14 protein-coding genes are annotated in these 15729 nt (G+C 61.1%); 10 read left to right on the top strand and 4 right to left on the bottom strand.

The genetic code is table 11. The annotated features are described in order from the left end of the window. Window positions 1–4: 4 nt before the first annotated feature. The 4 genes from arsC (at window position 5) to INT39_RS13185 (ending at window position 3916) form a co-directional block, all read left to right on the top strand. On the top strand, window positions 5–415 hold the full coding sequence (arsC, locus tag INT39_RS13200) for an arsenate reductase (glutaredoxin) (RefSeq protein ID WP_193074420.1): 411 nt from the start codon (window positions 5–7) through the stop codon (window positions 413–415). Further along, entirely contained in the window at window positions 415–1143 is a 729-nt protein-coding gene (gene arsH / locus INT39_RS13195; RefSeq protein WP_193074418.1) for an arsenical resistance protein ArsH, read from the top strand. Before arsC ends, arsH begins: the two co-directional genes overlap by 1 nt. Window positions 1144–1155: 12 nt before the next feature. Then, window positions 1156–2472, top strand: coding sequence for an arsenic transporter (locus INT39_RS13190; protein ID WP_193074416.1), 1317 nt, complete (start codon window positions 1156–1158; stop codon window positions 2470–2472). A gap of 169 nt (window positions 2473–2641) precedes the next feature. Then, window positions 2642–3916 carry an OprD family porin gene (locus INT39_RS13185; protein ID WP_193074414.1) on the top strand — a complete coding sequence of 425 codons (1275 nt, stop codon included), beginning with the start codon at window positions 2642–2644 and terminating at the stop codon, window positions 3914–3916. Between the two features lie 63 nt (window positions 3917–3979). On the opposite strand, the gene phrB is transcribed toward INT39_RS13185, so the two are convergent. Further along, on the bottom strand, window positions 3980–5410 hold the full coding sequence (gene phrB / locus INT39_RS13180; protein WP_193074412.1) for a deoxyribodipyrimidine photo-lyase: 1431 nt from the start codon (window positions 5408–5410) through the stop codon (window positions 3980–3982). Window positions 5411–5660: 250 nt separating this feature from the next. Between phrB and rarD the strand changes: the two genes are divergently transcribed. From rarD to INT39_RS13150, 6 genes are all read left to right on the top strand, one after another. Next, window positions 5661–6584 carry an EamA family transporter RarD gene (gene rarD, locus INT39_RS13175; protein ID WP_193074411.1) on the top strand — a complete coding sequence of 308 codons (924 nt, stop codon included), beginning with the start codon at window positions 5661–5663 and terminating at the stop codon, window positions 6582–6584. Between the two features lie 134 nt (window positions 6585–6718). Continuing rightward, on the top strand, window positions 6719–7810 hold the full coding sequence (pdhA, locus tag INT39_RS13170; protein WP_193074410.1) for a pyruvate dehydrogenase (acetyl-transferring) E1 component subunit alpha: 1092 nt from the start codon (window positions 6719–6721) through the stop codon (window positions 7808–7810). Next, complete coding sequence (locus INT39_RS13165) at window positions 7803–8798, top strand: alpha-ketoacid dehydrogenase subunit beta (protein ID WP_193074409.1); 996 nt, start codon at window positions 7803–7805, stop codon at window positions 8796–8798. The genes pdhA and INT39_RS13165 overlap by 8 nt, the downstream gene beginning before the upstream one ends. Continuing rightward, window positions 8795–9910 (top strand): dihydrolipoamide acetyltransferase family protein, encoded by a 1116-nt coding sequence (locus INT39_RS13160; protein WP_193074408.1) that lies wholly within the window; start codon window positions 8795–8797, stop codon window positions 9908–9910. The genes INT39_RS13165 and INT39_RS13160 overlap by 4 nt, the downstream gene beginning before the upstream one ends. Before the next feature lie 146 nt (window positions 9911–10056). Further along, window positions 10057–10425 (top strand): DUF2946 domain-containing protein, encoded by a 369-nt coding sequence (locus INT39_RS13155; RefSeq protein ID WP_193074657.1) that lies wholly within the window; start codon window positions 10057–10059, stop codon window positions 10423–10425. 73 nt (window positions 10426–10498) lie between these two features. Further along, entirely contained in the window at window positions 10499–12553 is a 2055-nt protein-coding gene (locus tag INT39_RS13150; RefSeq protein ID WP_193074407.1) for a TonB-dependent copper receptor, read from the top strand. A 220-nt stretch (window positions 12554–12773) separates the two neighbouring features. Here INT39_RS13150 and INT39_RS13145 read toward each other — a convergent pair whose 3' ends face one another. From INT39_RS13145 to INT39_RS13135, 3 genes are all read right to left on the bottom strand, one after another. Then, window positions 12774–13571 (bottom strand): undecaprenyl-diphosphate phosphatase, encoded by a 798-nt coding sequence (locus INT39_RS13145; RefSeq protein WP_193074405.1) that lies wholly within the window; start codon window positions 13569–13571, stop codon window positions 12774–12776. A 107-nt stretch (window positions 13572–13678) separates the two neighbouring features. Continuing rightward, window positions 13679–14980, bottom strand: coding sequence for a tRNA 5-hydroxyuridine modification protein YegQ (gene yegQ, locus INT39_RS13140; RefSeq protein ID WP_193074403.1), 1302 nt, complete (start codon window positions 14978–14980; stop codon window positions 13679–13681). Between the two features lie 183 nt (window positions 14981–15163). After that, window positions 15164–15729 (bottom strand): electron transfer flavoprotein subunit alpha/FixB family protein (locus tag INT39_RS13135; RefSeq protein WP_226944775.1); only part of this gene is annotated, 566 nt, incomplete at its 5' end.

Raw genomic sequence — 15729 nt, 5'->3', positions numbered from 1 at the left:
ATTCATGAAACCGCTGATCTATCACAACCCTGCCTGTGGAACGTCGCGCAATACACTGGCGATGATCGAGGCTTCTGGCGAAACGCCGGAAGTGATTGAATACCTCATTTCTCCGCCGACGCGGGAGCGTCTGCTGGAACTGCTGGCCTTGATGGAGCTGCCTCCACGGGAATTGCTGCGGCGCAAGGGCACACCTTACGACGAGCTCAATCTGGATGACCCTGCCCTTGGTGATGATCAACTGGTGGATGCCATGATCGCCCATCCGATTCTGATCAACCGTCCTATCGTGGTCACCGATAAAGGTGCCCGGCTATGCCGTCCTTCGGAGCGGGTACTGGATCTATTGGACAATCCGGTAGCGATCTTCATCAAGGAAGACGGCGAGACCATCCAGTATTCGGGAGCAGAGTAATGAGCGCGCCCGCTACCCTGGACGATCTACCCAATATCGATCCGGAGCACTTGCAGCTGATCGATGTGGCGGCTCTGGCCGGTCCGGATGCGCCACAGCACCCACCCCGAATCCTGATTCTGTACGGATCATTGCGCGAGCGCTCCTTTTCACGTCTGGCGTCGGAAGAGGCGGCACGACTGCTGCGCTGGTATGGCTGTGAGGTACGCACCTTCAATCCCTCCGGTTTGCCGTTGCCGGACGATGCCGATGCGGAGCATCCCAAGGTGCAGGAATTGCGCGAGTTGGCCGAATGGTCAGAAGGCATGCTCTGGGTCAGTCCGGAGCGTCATGGTGCGATGACCGGGATAATGAAGACGCAGATCGACTGGATTCCACTGGCGCTGGGCGGTGTCCGTCCTACCCAGGGCAAGACCCTGGCGGTGATGGAAGTCTCCGGCGGAAGCCAGAGTTTCAATGCTGTTAACCAGATGCGCATCCTCGGGCGCTGGATGCGGATGGTCACCATCCCCAATCAATCGTCGGTTCCCAAGGCTTTTGCCGAGTTCGATGAAGCGGGGCGCATGCGACCTTCGCCCCTGTACCTGCGGGTGGTCGATATCTGTGAAGAGCTGGTGAAATTCACCTGGCTGACCCGTGGGCGCTCCGGCTATCTCACCGATCGTTATTCGGAGCGGGTTGAGAGCGCCGAAGCGGTATCCCGACGCGTCAACCAAAATACCCACTGAACTCAAGGGCACTTGATGCTGGCACTGGCAATTTTCGTCGTCACCCTGATATTGGTGATCTGGCAGCCCAAGGGGCTGGGTATTGGATGGAGCGCATTGGGCGGTGCTTTGGTGGCGCTGCTGGTGGGGGTAGTGCACTGGTCAGATGTCGGGGTGGTGTGGGATATCGTCTGGGATGCCACCTTCACCTTCGTTGCGCTGATCATCATCTCATTGATTCTGGATGAGGCCGGCTTCTTCACCTGGGCAGCGCTGCATGTAGCCCGTTGGGGCAACGGCCGCGGGCACCTGCTGTTTCCGTTGATCGTGGTGCTCGGCGCGGTGATCGCTGCCTTCTTTGCCAATGACGGCGCGGCGCTGCTGCTGACGCCCATCGTGGTCGCCATCCTGCTGCGGCTGAACTTCTCGCCGCCGGCGGCCCTGGCCTTCATCATCGCCACCGGCTTCGTCGCCGATACCACCAGTCTGCCGTTGGTGATCTCCAACCTGGTCAATATCGTCAGTGCCAATTATTTCGGTATCAGCTTCGATCGTTATGCGGCGGTCATGGTTCCGGTCAGCATGGTCTCCCTGGCGGCAACGCTGATCGTGTTATGGGTGGTATTTGGACGCCAGATTCCGTCGCGTTATTCGGTCGCGGTGCTTGATGCGCCTCCATCGGCGATTCGAGACCTGATGGTGTTTCGCGCGGCGTTTCCTTTACTGACTTTGTTGCTCATCGCCTATTTCGTCACCGCGCCGTTTGGCGTGCCCATCGCCCTGGTAACCGGGACGGGGGCTGTCTTGCTGATGGCCATTGCCGGGCGCTGGTGGTGGCTGGGGCAGGGCGCTGTGGTCTCGGTGACAGTCGCACTCAGGGGCGCACCCTGGCAGATCGTACTGTTCTCGATCGGCATGTATCTGGTGGTCTATGGGTTGGGCAACGCTGGGCTGACCGACTACGGCGCGCGGGCGCTGGAATGGCTGGCGCAGCAGGGCGATCTCACCGCCACCATCGGCACCGGCTTCCTCTCGGCGGTGGTCGCATCGGTGATGAATAACCTGCCTTCGACCCTGGTTGGTGCGTTGGCCATCGACCAGGCCCAGGTACCTGCAGCCACCCGGGAGCTGATGATCTATGCCAACGTCATCGGCAACGATCTGGGCCCCAAATTCACCCCGATCGGCAGTCTGGCGACACTGCTTTGGCTGCATGTGCTGGCCGGCAAGGGCTACCGGATCGGCTGGGGGCAATATATGAAAATCGGTTTGTTGATCACCCCGCCGGTGCTGTTGGCTGCGTTGGTGGCATTGGCGCTGTGGTTGCCGATGTTGCCCGTTGGGCATTGATGGAGGGTAAATGCTTGCTGGACGCATCAACGCAGCGCCATAACCTCCGTGGCTTTCGTCGCGCTAGGAAAACGTTTCAGAATATGGATAATGCGTGACCATCCCGTTACAGAGTTATTGGCTGGTAATGGGGTCCAACACTAATTACAACAGCATCTATGGCATCCAAATGACTAAATACAAACTGAGCGCCATTGCACTGGCTCTGATGACCTCCGCTCCCGTACTGGCTGCCAGCCAGGCGGATTCCAATGGTTTTGTCGAAGACAGCAGTCTTGATCTGTTTTTGCGCAATGCCTATATCAGCCGTGACTACAAGAATCGCACACAGGACAAGGCCGAGTGGGGCCAGGGCGCGGTATTGACCTTCAACTCCGGCTTTACCCAAGGCACCGTAGGTTTTGGTGTGGATGCCTTCGGTATGTACGGCTATCGCCTGGATAGTGGTAATGGTCGCGCTGGCGCCGGTGGCATCGATTTCTTCGTCATCGATAATAATCAAGATGTTGAACGTGACATGGCCCATGCCGGTGCAGCGGTCAAAGCGCGTTTCTCCAAGACAGTGCTGAGCTACGGTGATCAGCGCCCGGTACTGCCGGTGCTGAGCCATGACGACAGCCGTCTGCTGCCGGAAACCTATACCGGCACCATGATCACCTCCAACGAAATCGATGGTCTGACCGTGCATGCTGGTCGTTTCCATGCGCAGCATCGCAAGAGCGATGAAGGTCGTGACAGCGGCGGTCTGAATTCCATCGAGGTGCTGGGTGGTAGCTACCAGTTCAACGATAATATCCGCACTGCTCTGTATGCCTCGGATGTTGAAGACGTGCTCAAGCGTCAGTATGCCAACCTGAACTACATTCGTCCCCTGAACGGCGGCGATACCCTGACCATGGACTTCAGCGGCTACCGCACCAAGCAGGACAAGAAATGGGATGGTACGGGTGATCGCAACAATCTGTGGAGCTTGTCCGCCAACTACGCCACCGGCCCGCACGATTTTACTCTGGCCTACCAGCGCAGCAGCGGTGACACCGGCTACAACTATGGCTTCTACCAGAATGAAGGGGCTGTAGGTGATGGCGGCACCAGCATCTGGGTAGCCAACTCCTTCTGGTCTGACTTTAATGCCAAGGATGAGCGTTCGTGGCAGGCAGCTTATGGCGTGGACTTCACCGAGTACGGCATCCCGGGTCTTAGCTACAAAGTCGCTTATGTTCGTGGCACTGATATCGACGCCGGCAATGTCAGTCGGGGTAAGGAACGTGAGCTCTTCAACCAGCTGCAGTATGTGGTCCAGAGCGGTGCGGCCAAAGATCTGAGCGTGCGCCTGCGTAGCTCGGCGCTGCGTGTCTCCAGCGATGCTCGAGGCCCTGATAGCTACAGCAGTGAAGGCAACGAAGTCCGCGTCTTCATCGACTTCCCGATGAATATCTTCTAAGCAGCTTTGCCCCTCCCGGCGCGGTACAGAGGCCAGATCGTCTCTCTATCGCGCCACCCTCTCTCAATCCAGATCAGACGCCGCTGGTGGCAGATGCTTGAACGCCGCCAATGCCCGCGCTCGGCTGTCAGCCAGGTCGATGATCGGCGCAGGGTAGCCGCATATCGCCCGGGAAATGGGCGAGGGGTCATGAATGTCACGCCGATCCAGCTCACCTAATTCCGGCAGCCAATGTTTGATAAAGCGCCGCTGCGGGTCAAAGCGCTGGGATTGAGTGATTGGGTTGAACAGGCGGAACCATGGCACCGCATCGGTTCCGGTCGACGCACTCCACTGCCAGCCGCCGTTATTTGCCGCCAGATCCCCATCAATCAGATGCTGCATGAAGAAGCGCTCACCCTGACGCCAGTCAATCAACAGATTCTTGCTGAGGAACATGGCCACTACCATGCGCAGCCGGTTATGCATCCAACCGGTAGCCAGCAGTTGGCGCATGGCGGCATCGATCAGCGGAAAGCCGGTGCGCCCTTGCTGCCAGGCAAGCAGCTCTTCCGGTGCATCGCGCCAGGGGACTGCCTCGGTATGCGGGCGGAACGCCCGGTGGCGCGATACGCGCGGATAGGCGACCAGAATATGCTTGTAGAACTCCCGCCATAGCAGCTCATTGATCCAGGTCGTTACACCGGTATTTCCGCTGTCCAGCTCGCCCTGATTGATCATCAGCGCGGCATGCAGGCATTGGCGCGGCGAGAGCACACCACTGGTCAGGTAGGGCGACAGCTGGCTGGTGCCGGGTTCGGCGGGCAGGTCGCGTTGTTTGTCATACTCATGCAGGTGATTATCGGCAAACAGCTGCAAACGTTGCCGGGCGGCTTGCTCGCCTGCCGGCCAATACGAGCGCAGTGTTTCGTCGGGGGTGACAAAACCCGCCACGCTGGAGGGTATCGGATCGCTGTGGATACCCATAGACGTTTGCGGCTGCGGCAGAGGCAGACAGCGGGGCGGCGTCATGCGCAGCCGCTGCAGGCAGGCCTTGCGAAACTGGCCGAACACCTTGAAGTAACTGCCCGAGCGCGTCAGCAGGGTGCCAGGGCGGAACAGCAACTGGTCAAGGTAGAGACTGAAACCGATATCCTGATCTGCCAGTTGTTCAGCCACGACCCGGTCCCGGTTGGCCTCGTTGACACCATATTCCTCGTTGGCATGCACGTGGCGGAGGCGATGTTCGCGGCAGACCTGGGCGAGGACGAGCGGCGCTGCACTCCAGCTGTCTGCCATGCGCACCAACAGCGGAATATTCAATTGCCGGAGTTCATCAGCCAGCGCCTGAAGGTTGCGCAGCTGAAAGTCGGTCTTGGCCGGGGCCTCATCATGGGCGCGCCACTGGGTCGGGCTGAGCAGAAACAGCGCAACGGTGGGGCCTGCTTCCAGCGCGGCGGTCAAGGCGGTGTTGTCGTGCACGCGCAGGTCGTTGCGAAACCAGATCAGTTGCATTGCGTTATTCCAGAGAAATTAGGAGCCACAGGTTCAGGTGTGAGTACGTAGATAAACCTGTTTGGACAGATAGGGATCAGGATGTTTGCTCAGGTGGTACCGGAGCAGAGGATTGCTGAATGGGTTGGGTCGCCAGAATGACAGGAGAAGCGGGGATCGACAATCCATTCACCGGTGTGCATTGTATGTTCTTCACGGAGCCTGAGCCGCAGTGCGGTGGTTCGGTTTTTCATCTATGCCGGGGGGTGGCATGTCTATCGGGGTAATCCTGTCGGTCCTGGCATCGGTGCTGTTTGGCGGGCTGTACTATTTCTCGACGCTGCTGGCACCGCTCGATGGTGAGCAGATCTTCGGTTGGCGTATGCTGCTGACCTTTCCCTTCGTCACGCTCTTCATGCTGTGGTTCGGTTACTGGCCGCTGGCGCGGGAGATTGCTGGCCGGTTGTGGCGGCGACCCACCTTGCTACCGTTGCAGTTGCTGAGTACGGCATTGATGGGGCTGCAGTTGTGGCTGTTCATGTGGGCGCCACTCAACGGGCGGGCGCTGGAGGTATCGCTGGGCTACTTTCTGATGCCGCTGAGCATGGTCCTGGTGGGCTTTCTGGTCTATCGGGAACATCCGTCGCGCTTGCAGAAGTTGGCGATCGCCTTTGCCATGTTCGGTGTTGGCCATGCGCTGATCCAGGCGGGTACCTTCGCCTGGGAAACCATGTTGGTGGCGACCGGCTATCCGCTGTATTTCATTCTGCGTCGCTCACGCGGCACCAATCACCTGGGCGGCTTCTGGTTTGACATGTTATTTCTGCTGCCCTTTGCTGGCTGGTTCGCCTGGGATGGCGGAGCGGCACCGGACACCTTCGAACAGGTGCCGCGGCTCTATCTGCTGGTGCTGTTACTGGGCCTGTTCAGCGCCGCCGCACTGATCTGTTTCATCGTCGCCAGCCGTCTGCTGACCTTCACCCTGTTTGGCCTGCTGGGCTATGTGGAACCCGTGTTGCTGGTGCTGGTGGCATTGCTGCTGGGCGAAAGCATCGCGCCTGATGAATGGCTGACCTACATCCCGATCTGGCTGGCGGTGGTGGTCTTGATGTTCGAGGGGCTGCGCCATGTGCAGCGCAACCGGACAGGGTTGACGCTGCCGGCGGAGCAGAGCGAGTCGCCGCCGGCGCCCTGATCTCCCTTGCCGCTGCGAAACCTGACCTATACTGCCTGACAAGCGCGCCTGCGCTGTCGCAGCCGCCCTACCCGGGCGGCGCTGCGGACGGTTGACCACAAGTCGGTCGTCCCCCCTTGGTCAGGAGGATAGCAATGTCTTTATCCGTGCAGATTCCCTATACCCGTTATCTTGATGATCACGGCCAGCCGTTGACTGAGTTACCCGGCTGGGTCGATGACCCGCAACTGCTCCTCGATTTTTATCGCCAGATGGCACTGGTCCGCGCCTTTGACCAGAAGTGCGTGGCCTTGCAGCGCACCGGCCAGATCGGTACCTACGCCTCCACGCTGGGTCAGGAAGCCATCGGCACTGCCCTGGGCCGGGCAATGACGGACGCCGATGTGCTGATTCCCTATTACCGCGACACTGCCGTGCAGCTGCAGCGCGGCGTCGCCATGCAGGACATTCTGCTGTACTGGGGCGGTGACGAGCGCGGCAGTGCCTGGACGGCGCCCACCGCGGCGGAGGATTTCCCCATCTGCGTGCCCATCGCCACCCAGGCCTGCCATGCCTGCGGTGTCGCTTCGGCGTTCCGCATCCGTCAGCAGCCGCGGGTGGCGGTCACCACCTGCGGTGACGGCGCCACCAGCAAGGGCGATTTTCTGGAAAGCCTGAACCTCGCCGGGGTCTGGCAACTGCCCATGGTGTTCGTGGTGAACAACAACCAGTGGGCTATCTCGGTGCCGCGCAGCCTGCAGTCTGCCGCGCCGACGCTGGCGCACAAGGCATTGGCGGCGGGTATTCCCGGTGAGCAAGTGGATGGCAATGATGTGCTGGCAGTGTACGACCGCATCAGTATCGCCATCGAGCGCGCCCGAGCGGGCAAAGGGCCGACGCTGGTGGAGTGCGTAACCTACCGGCTGGGCGACCACACCACCTCGGACGATGCCAGCCGCTACCGCGATGCCGATGAACTGAGCGAGGCCTGGAAGCATGAGCCGATCGGGCGCTTGCAGCGGTTTCTGCATGGCCAGGGTCTGTGGGACGAGGAGAAGGAACAGCAATTGCAGCGTGAACTCGGCGAGCGGATCAATACTGCAGTGGAGCAGTTCCGCAGTCTGCCCGAGGCCGACCCGGGCGCCGCTTTCGACCACCTGTTTGCCGAGCTGCCGGCCGGCTACCAGCAGCAGCGGAATGAGTTGCTGATCCGGGCGGCAGCCCAGGGAGGGTCGGGCCATGACTGAACGAAAAACCATCTGCATGGTGGAGGCCATCAATCTGGCGCTGCACCGGGCCATGGCCGATGACCCGGACGTGGTGGTACTGGGTGAAGACGTCGGCCCCAATGGGGGCGTGTTCCGCGCCACGGTTGGTCTGCATGAGCGCTTCGGCTTTCGTCGGGTGATGGACACGCCGCTGGCCGAGACGCTGATCACCGGGATCGCCGTGGGCATGGCCGCTCAGGGCCTGAAGCCGGTGGCGGAAATCCAGTTCATGGGTTTCATCTATGCCGGCATGGAGCATCTGATCTCTCACGCCAGTCGCCTGCGCAGCCGTACCCGCGGCCGGCTGAGCTGCCCCATGGTCATGCGCACGCCCCATGGCGGCGGCATCCACGCGCCGGAACACCACGGCGAAAGCACCGAGGCTCTGCTGGCGCACATACCCGGTCTGCGGGTGGTGGTGCCATCCTCCCCCCGGCGCGCCTATGGGCTGCTGCTGGCGGCCATCGCCGATCCTGATCCGGTGATTTTTCTCGAACCGTCGCGGTTGTACCGCTCGGTGCAGCAGCAGGTCGAGGATGATGGTCAGCCATTGCCATTGGATACCTGCTTTACCCTGCGCGAGGGCGCCGACCTGACGCTGGTCAGCTGGGGCGCGGCATTGAAGGAGACCCTGGAAACCGCCAACCGGCTGGCCGAGGAGGGCATCAGCTGCGAGGTCATCGATGTCGCCACGCTCAAGCCGTTGGACAGCGCCACCATCCTTGCCTCGGTCGGCAAGACCGGCCGCTGCGTTATCGTCCACGAGGCCGCACGCAGTTACGGTCCCGGCGCAGAGATTGCCGCGCTGGTGCAGGAACAGCTGTTCTACAGCCTGCATGCGCCGGTGCAGCGGGTCACTGGATTCGACTGCGTGATTCCCTACGCCCGGCAGGAGATGGCCTGGTTGCCGGATGTGGAGAGTATCTATCAGGCCTGTCAGCAGGTCATGCGGGGGAACGACCAATGAAACAGTTCAAATTACCTGACCTGGGAGAGGGGCTGCAGGAAGCGGAAATCGTTGAATGGCATGTCACTGCAGGTGAGGCGGTGGAGGTGGACCAGCTGCTGGTCTCGGTGGAAACCGCCAAAGCCATCGTCGAGGTACCCTCGCCGAGGGCGGGCGTGGTCAGTCGCTGCTTTGGCGCGCCGGGCGATCTGCTGCATGTGGGTGAACCTCTGGTGGAGTTTGAAGGCGAGGGCGAAGACAGCGGTACCGTGGTGGGTGATCTGGGGCGTGCCAGCGGCAGCAGCGATCTGGCTGCCGACGATTTCATCATCGGCGCTGCGTCTTCCAGCCGTGAGGCTCAGCCGCAAGCGGTGATGCCCGCAGCGCGCAAACTGGCTGAGCGCGAGGGTGTGGAGCTGGCTCAGCTCAAGGGCAGCGGCCCCGGCGGTCTGGTGACTACCGCCGATGTGCAGCACGCCGCCGATGCCTTGTCGACCACGGGCGAGGCGCTGCGCAGTGTGCGCCGCACTATGGCCAAGAACATGGCACGCGCCCATGCCGAGGTGGCGCCGGTGACTATCGTCGAGGATGCCGATCTGCATCAATGGGCTGACGGTGCGCGCGACCCCATGGTGCGCCTGGCGCGGGCCATTGCCCGGGCCTGCGCAGCGCAGCCGGCGCTGAACGTGGCCTTCGACGGCAAACGGCTGAGCGTCACGCAGCATGAGAATGTGGACCTGGGCGTGGCGGTGGATACGCCGGATGGCTTGTTCGTTCCGGTATTGCGCGATGTCGCCAACCGTGAGGCAGAGGATCTGCGCGAGGGGCTGGCGCGGCTGCGTGCTGACGTCAGCAACCGCTCGATACCGCCGAGCGAGCTGATGGGCGCGACCATCACCCTGTCCAACTACGGCACCCTGTTCGGACGCTATGCCAGCCCGGTGATCATGCCGCCTCAGGTGGCGATCATCGGTGCTGGGGTGATTCGGGATCAGGTGGTGGCGCACCAGGGGCAGGTGGCGGTGCACCCGATATTGCCGCTGTCATTGACCGTGGACCATCGCGCGGTCACCGGCGGTGAGGCAGCGCGTTTTCTCAAGGTGCTGGTGGAGGACCTGCAGACAGCGGAGTAGCCTGCCGTAGCGGAAAATTGATCTGGGCCAAGAAACGCAACGCATTAATCCTCTACACTGCTTCTGTTCGGCGGCGGCAGGTGCGCGCTGCCGGCTGAAATTCATCCTCCACACGAGATCTGCTGGTGCATAAACGGCTATCGACATTGAGTACCCGGCTTGGCCTGTTCGCCATGCTGATGATCCATGTCGGCCCGTTGTATTCCGCGCTGCAAATGGCATCGGCCACGGCCGGCGCATCCGGCGAACATCATCAGCATGTCGAGCATGGCCCGGCGCCCACCGCGCACGACCACCATGCTCAGGCATCTGCCAGCGAGCCGGCCTGGCTGGCGGCGCTGGAACTCTGCGGCTATTGTGATCTGCTGACGCTCAACCCACCGCTGGCGCTGTCCCTTCGGCTCATCGTGCCCCGGCATCAGCTGGAGCAATTTCTGTCCTTGCCCGACGCACCGCTGCTGTTGGCCGTGCGGCACAGCGGGGGCCATGCCCGCGCGCCTCCTTTTATCACCTGATCCATCGCCTGTTATTTCCATCCGTCTGGCTCGGCCAGCGCGGTGTATCTGATCGATCTCGAGATAATTGCCCATGTCGCAACCTGTTTTCGTGCGTACCTTTCTGTCCCTGGCTGTACTCGGCCTGCCCATCACGGTTCTGGCTGAAGCCGATCACAGCCATCATCAATATGCGGATTCGCTGGCGCTGCCGCCACGTGTCATCACGGCGGTCCAGCAGGATTCTCCGCTGACCATCATTACCAATCCGAAGCAGGCGCGGCAGCCGATTCCGGCCAGTGATGCAGCGGATTACCTGAAGACCATTCCCGGTTTTTCCGCCGTTCGCGGTGGCGGCAGCAACAGTGACCCGGTATTGCGAGGCATGTTTGGCTCACGGCTGAAACTGCTGACCAATGGCGGTGAAATGCTCGGCGCCTGCCCGTCGCGCATGGACGCTCCGTCTTCCTATATCGCGCCGCAGAACTTCGACCAACTGACGGTTATCAAGGGCCCGCAAAGTGTCGCCTGGGGGCCGGGTGCCTCGGCTGGTACTATCCGGTTCGACCGTCTGCCCGAGAGCTTTGACGAGCCGGGTAGCCGGTTGGATGCCACCGTTGTGGCTGGCTCCAATACCCGCCGAGATATGCAGATGGACGGGGCCATCGGTAGTCGTGACGGCTATCTGCGTCTGAGCGGTAACCGCTCCCGCTCCGGTGATTACCGGGACGGTAACGGTGACCGCGTGCCCTCACGCTGGAACAAGTGGAATACCGATCTGGCCCTGGGCTGGACTCCGGACGACGACACCCTGCTGGAATTGAGCGTTGGTGCCGGTGACGGCGAGGCACGTTATGCCGGACGCGGCATGGATGGCTCGCAGTTCGAGCGGGAAAGCCTGGGCCTGCGCTTTGAGAAGCAGTTCCAGGGCAGCGCTCTGCAGGAGCTGGAGGCGCAGGTGTATTACAACTATGCCGACCATGTGATGGATGACTACAGTCTACGAGTACCTACCGGTATGGGCGCAGTCAACGTCGATCGGCGCACCCTGGGCGCCCGGCTTGCCTCAACCTGGGTCTGGGATGATCTGGAACTGCTGGCCGGCGCCGATGCTCAGCGCAATACCCATCGCACTCGCAACGATCATATGGGAATGAATACCTATCAACATCAACCCTGGCTCAAGGATGCCAGTTTCAGCCAGATCGGCCTGTTCTCCGAGCTGACCTGGTCCCGGCAGGACAATCAGCAACTGATCGGCGGCATGCGGCTGGATCAGCATCATGTTGAGGATTTTCGAGCCAGTGTCAGCGGTGGCATGCATGGCGGTGGGCACGCGATGCCCAACCCCACCGCCGGCGATACTCGCCGGGAAACTCTGCCGGCGGCCTTTGTGCGGCTGGAACAGGATCTCGCCAGCCTGCCAGCCACCGCTTATATCGGCATTGGTCATGTGCAACGCTTCCCGGATTACTGGGAGCTGTTCTCGCCCAAGCAGGCGGTCAGTGCAGTGAATGCTTTCGATGGCATCGATCCGGAGCGCACCACCCAGCTGGATGTTGGTCTGCAGTACAAGCGCGACGGTATGGAAGCCTGGGTGTCCGGCTATGCGGGCATGGTCGATGACTTCATCCTGTTCGACTACACCGGCATGGGTGGTATCAGCAGCGCGGAGAATATCGATGCTCACATCATGGGTGCCGAAGCCGGTATTGCGCTGGATGTGGCCGATAACTGGCAGACGGAAACCAGCTTGGCCTGGGCATGGGGACGCAACCGTAGCGACGGCGAGGCGTTGCCACAGATGCCGCCATTGGAGGCGCGCTTCAATCTGACCTATGCGCGGGATAACTGGAGTGCCGGTGCCCTGTGGCGGGTGGTGGCAGCGCAAAGCCGAACCGCTGATGGCAAGGGTAACGTCACCAGCAGGGATTTCGGTGATGCGGCGGGGTTCGGGGTGTTGTCGCTCAACGCGGCCTACCGCTTCAGTACCGAAGTGACGGGCAGTGTTGGGGTAGATAACCTGCTGGACAAGGCCTACGCCGAACATCTCAACCTGGCCGGTAACGGCAGTTTCGGCTTCCCCGCCGATACCCGGATCAACGAGCCGGGTCGGACGTTGTGGGCGAAGCTGGATCTGAGTTTCTGATCTGCTGGCAGGAAAGCTCGGATGGTTCCCGCGCGGAGCACCTGATCGTTCCCATGCTCCGCGTGGGAATGACTGCCGGGACGCTCTGCGTCCCAATTCCGCCGCCGTGCAGGCTGTCAGTTCGGACGCTGGAGCGTCCACGGCGCAGGTTCCCACGCGGAGCATGGGAACCATCAGGAATTAAGGGCATCTCCGCAAAGCGAGACCGGGGCAATCTTCCTCAGTAGAACACCACCAACAACGCCGCACCCAGGATCAGCCGGTAGATCACGAACGGTTGCATGCCGATGCGTTTGATGAACACCAGGAAGTAGTGGATACAGAGGAAAGCGCTGATTGCCGAGAACAGGACGCCCAGGGCCATGGCCCCCCATTCCACCGGTACCTCTGCTTCGACCAGATCCTTGGTCTTGAGCAGGCAGGCCAGCAGGATCACCGGAATCGACAGCAGAAAGGAAAAGCGCGAAGCCGCTTCCCGATTAAGCCCCAGCATCAAGGCTGCGGTAATGGTGATGCCGGCCCGCGAGGTGCCCGGAAACAGTGCCAGCGCCTGGGCGCAGCCGATGATCAGTACATCCTTCCAGGTCATCTGGCTCTCGGTGCGGTTGCCCCGGAAACGCCAGTCGGCCCACCCCAGCAGCAGCCCGAAGAACACCAATCCGATGGCCAGATAGAAGGGAGAGCGCAGGTACAACTCGATTTCATCCTTGAACGCCAGCCCAGCCAGTCCCACCGGGATGGTGGCGAACAGGACACCCCAGGCCAGACGCGCATCATCATCCGGTTTGCGGGTGACCAGTGACTGCGTCCAGCTGGTGGTCATACCGATCAGGTCGCGGCGAAAGTACAGCAACACGGCGAACAGGCTGCCGAAGTGCAGCGCCACGTCGAACGCCAGCCCCTGATCTGGCCAGCCGGTGAGGGCCGGTACCAGGATCAGGTGGGCCGAGCTGGAGACCGGAAGAAATTCGGTCAGGCCCTGGAGCAGGGCCAGAATCACTACTTGCAACCAATCCATCTGTACTGCGCTCCGTGGTCAGGGAGAAAGTGAGGCTGAATAAGCGCGCAAGTAAACCATGAACTGACCGACTGAGCGAATATTTACATACCCTGTTCAGCGTTCTGTCAGGTGGCCGGCAGGTAACGCAGAAGTAGAGCTTTATCCACATCGATACCGTCCGGCCTGGGAATGCGCACTACATGCCCGGTACCCGGCGCGACATCGGTCGGTTGCCCGTGGCGATCCAGCAGTGAATTCAAAGCGAAACTGTGATTGCCCGAGGGTGTCATTAGTTCCAGTTGGTCGCCCACGCAGAAGCGATTTTTGACCTCAATGCTGAGCCACTCCCCCAGATCTTCCAGCACTTCCCCGACAAACTGATGACGCAGCATACGTGAATTGCCCTGCTCGTAGTTCTGATAGACCCCCGGTGGGTGGCGACGGTAGAAGCCCTCGGTGTAGCCACGATTGGCCAGGCTTTCCAGGTCGTCCATCAGCGTCATGTCGAAGGGGCGACCGGCGACGGCATCATCAATTGCCTGGCGGTAGGTCTGCGCGGTACGGGCGACATAGAAATGCGACTTGGTGCGGCCCTCGATCTTCAGTGAGTGCATGCCCATATCGACGAAGCGCTGCACATGCTGCACCGCACGCAGGTCCTTGGAGTTCATGATGTAGGTGCCGTGCTCGTCTTCCTCGATCGCCATCAGCTCGTCCGGCTTGTCGCTCTGGCTGAGCAAATGAACCTTCTGGGCAGGGACTTCTCGTGCTACTGGCTCGACATTGCCTTCGGCAGTCTCCTGGGCCGGTTGCAGGTCGTATTTCCAGCGGCAGGAGTTGGTGCAGGCACCCTGGTTGGCATCGCGGTGATTGAAGTAACCAGATAGCAGGCAGCGCCCGGAATAGGCGATGCACAGCGCGCCATGCACGAACACCTCGAGTTCCATGTCGGGACACTGGTGACGAATCTCCTCCAGTTCGTCCAGCGACAGCTCACGGGACAGGATTATCCGCTCAAGCCCCTGCTGCTGCCAGAACTTCACGGTTGCCCAGTTGGTGGCATTGGCCTGGACCGACAGGTGCACCGGCATATGGGGCCAGCGTTCGCGTACCAGCATGATCAGACCGGGGTCGGACATGATCAGCGCATCGGGCCCCATGGCGACGATCTCTTCCAGATCCCGGGAATAGGTCGCTACCTTGCTGTTGTGTGCGGCGATATTGCTCGCCAGATAGAATTTTTTGCCCAGCGCATGTGCCTCGGCAATTCCTTCGGCGAGTACCGCGGGGTTATGAAAATCATTTTCGCGTACACGCAGGCTGTAGCGCGGCTGACCGGCATACACTGCATCGGCGCCGTAGGCGAAGGCGTAGCGCATGGCTTTGAGGGTGCCGGCGGGGGCCAGCAGTTCGGGGGCTTGGGGCATGGGTGATCCTGTTTACAAGACAAGAAGGGGGGAGAATACCCATATGGCTTGCGGTGGACATTGATCAGGATCAGGAATGAGGCGGTGGTGTGAGATTTGTGTGGGGAGAGGGGGAGCAACACCCAAAAAACAAAACCCCCAACTCTCGCAAGCCGGGGGTTTTGTTGTTCTGGCAATCAGGCTTTACAGCTTGCCTTCCAGCTCAGGTACCGCTTCAAACAGATCCGCTACCAGACCGTAGTCTGCCACCTGGAAGATCGGCGCTTCTTCGTCCTTGTTGATCGCAACGATCACCTTGGAGTCCTTCATGCCGGCCAGATGCTGGATCGCGCCGGAGATACCGACCGCGATGTACAGGCCGGGAGCAACGATCTTGCCGGTCTGACCGACCTGCATGTCGTTGGGTACGAAGCCAGCGTCCACCGCCGCGCGGGAGGCGCCCACTGCGGCACCCAGCTTGTCAGCCAGGCTGTACAGCAGTTTGAAGTTGTCACCGTTCTGCATGCCGCGGCCGCCGGAAACGACGATCTTGGCACCGGCCAGTTCAGGACGGTCGGACTTGGCCAGTTCTTCGCCAACGAAGCTGGACAGACCCGCGTCCTGGGCAGAAGCAACCGCTTCCACGGCAGCACTGCCACCTTCGGCAGCCACGGCGTCAAAGCCGGTGCCACGCACGGTGATGACCTTGATCGCTGCGTCGGATTTGACGGTGGCGATGGCGTTACCGGCGTAGATCGGACGCTTGAAGG

The sequence above is a fragment of the Pseudomonas sp. FME51 genome, from assembly GCF_014897305.1.
This window is presented reverse-complemented; position numbering and strand designations above follow the sequence as displayed.

What these genes read in the sequence shown, in the direction of transcription:
- INT39_RS13185 (WP_193074414.1), top strand. Translation starts at nt 2,642, where the DNA reads ATGACTAAATACAAACTGAGCGCCATTGCACTGGCTCTGATGACCTCC.
- yegQ (WP_193074403.1), bottom strand. Translation starts at nt 14,980, where the DNA reads ATGCCCCAAGCCCCCGAACTGCTGGCCCCCGCCGGCACCCTCAAAGCC.
- INT39_RS13165 (WP_193074409.1), top strand. Translation starts at nt 7,803, where the DNA reads ATGACTGAACGAAAAACCATCTGCATGGTGGAGGCCATCAATCTGGCG.
- INT39_RS13145 (WP_193074405.1), bottom strand. Translation starts at nt 13,571, where the DNA reads ATGGATTGGTTGCAAGTAGTGATTCTGGCCCTGCTCCAGGGCCTGACC.
- arsH (WP_193074418.1), top strand. Translation starts at nt 415, where the DNA reads ATGAGCGCGCCCGCTACCCTGGACGATCTACCCAATATCGATCCGGAG.
- phrB (WP_193074412.1), bottom strand. Translation starts at nt 5,410, where the DNA reads ATGCAACTGATCTGGTTTCGCAACGACCTGCGCGTGCACGACAACACC.
- INT39_RS13150 (WP_193074407.1), top strand. Translation starts at nt 10,499, where the DNA reads ATGTCGCAACCTGTTTTCGTGCGTACCTTTCTGTCCCTGGCTGTACTC.
- INT39_RS13160 (WP_193074408.1), top strand. Translation starts at nt 8,795, where the DNA reads ATGAAACAGTTCAAATTACCTGACCTGGGAGAGGGGCTGCAGGAAGCG.
- pdhA (WP_193074410.1), top strand. Translation starts at nt 6,719, where the DNA reads ATGTCTTTATCCGTGCAGATTCCCTATACCCGTTATCTTGATGATCAC.
- arsC (WP_193074420.1), top strand. Translation starts at nt 5, where the DNA reads ATGAAACCGCTGATCTATCACAACCCTGCCTGTGGAACGTCGCGCAAT.
- rarD (WP_193074411.1), top strand. Translation starts at nt 5,661, where the DNA reads ATGTCTATCGGGGTAATCCTGTCGGTCCTGGCATCGGTGCTGTTTGGC.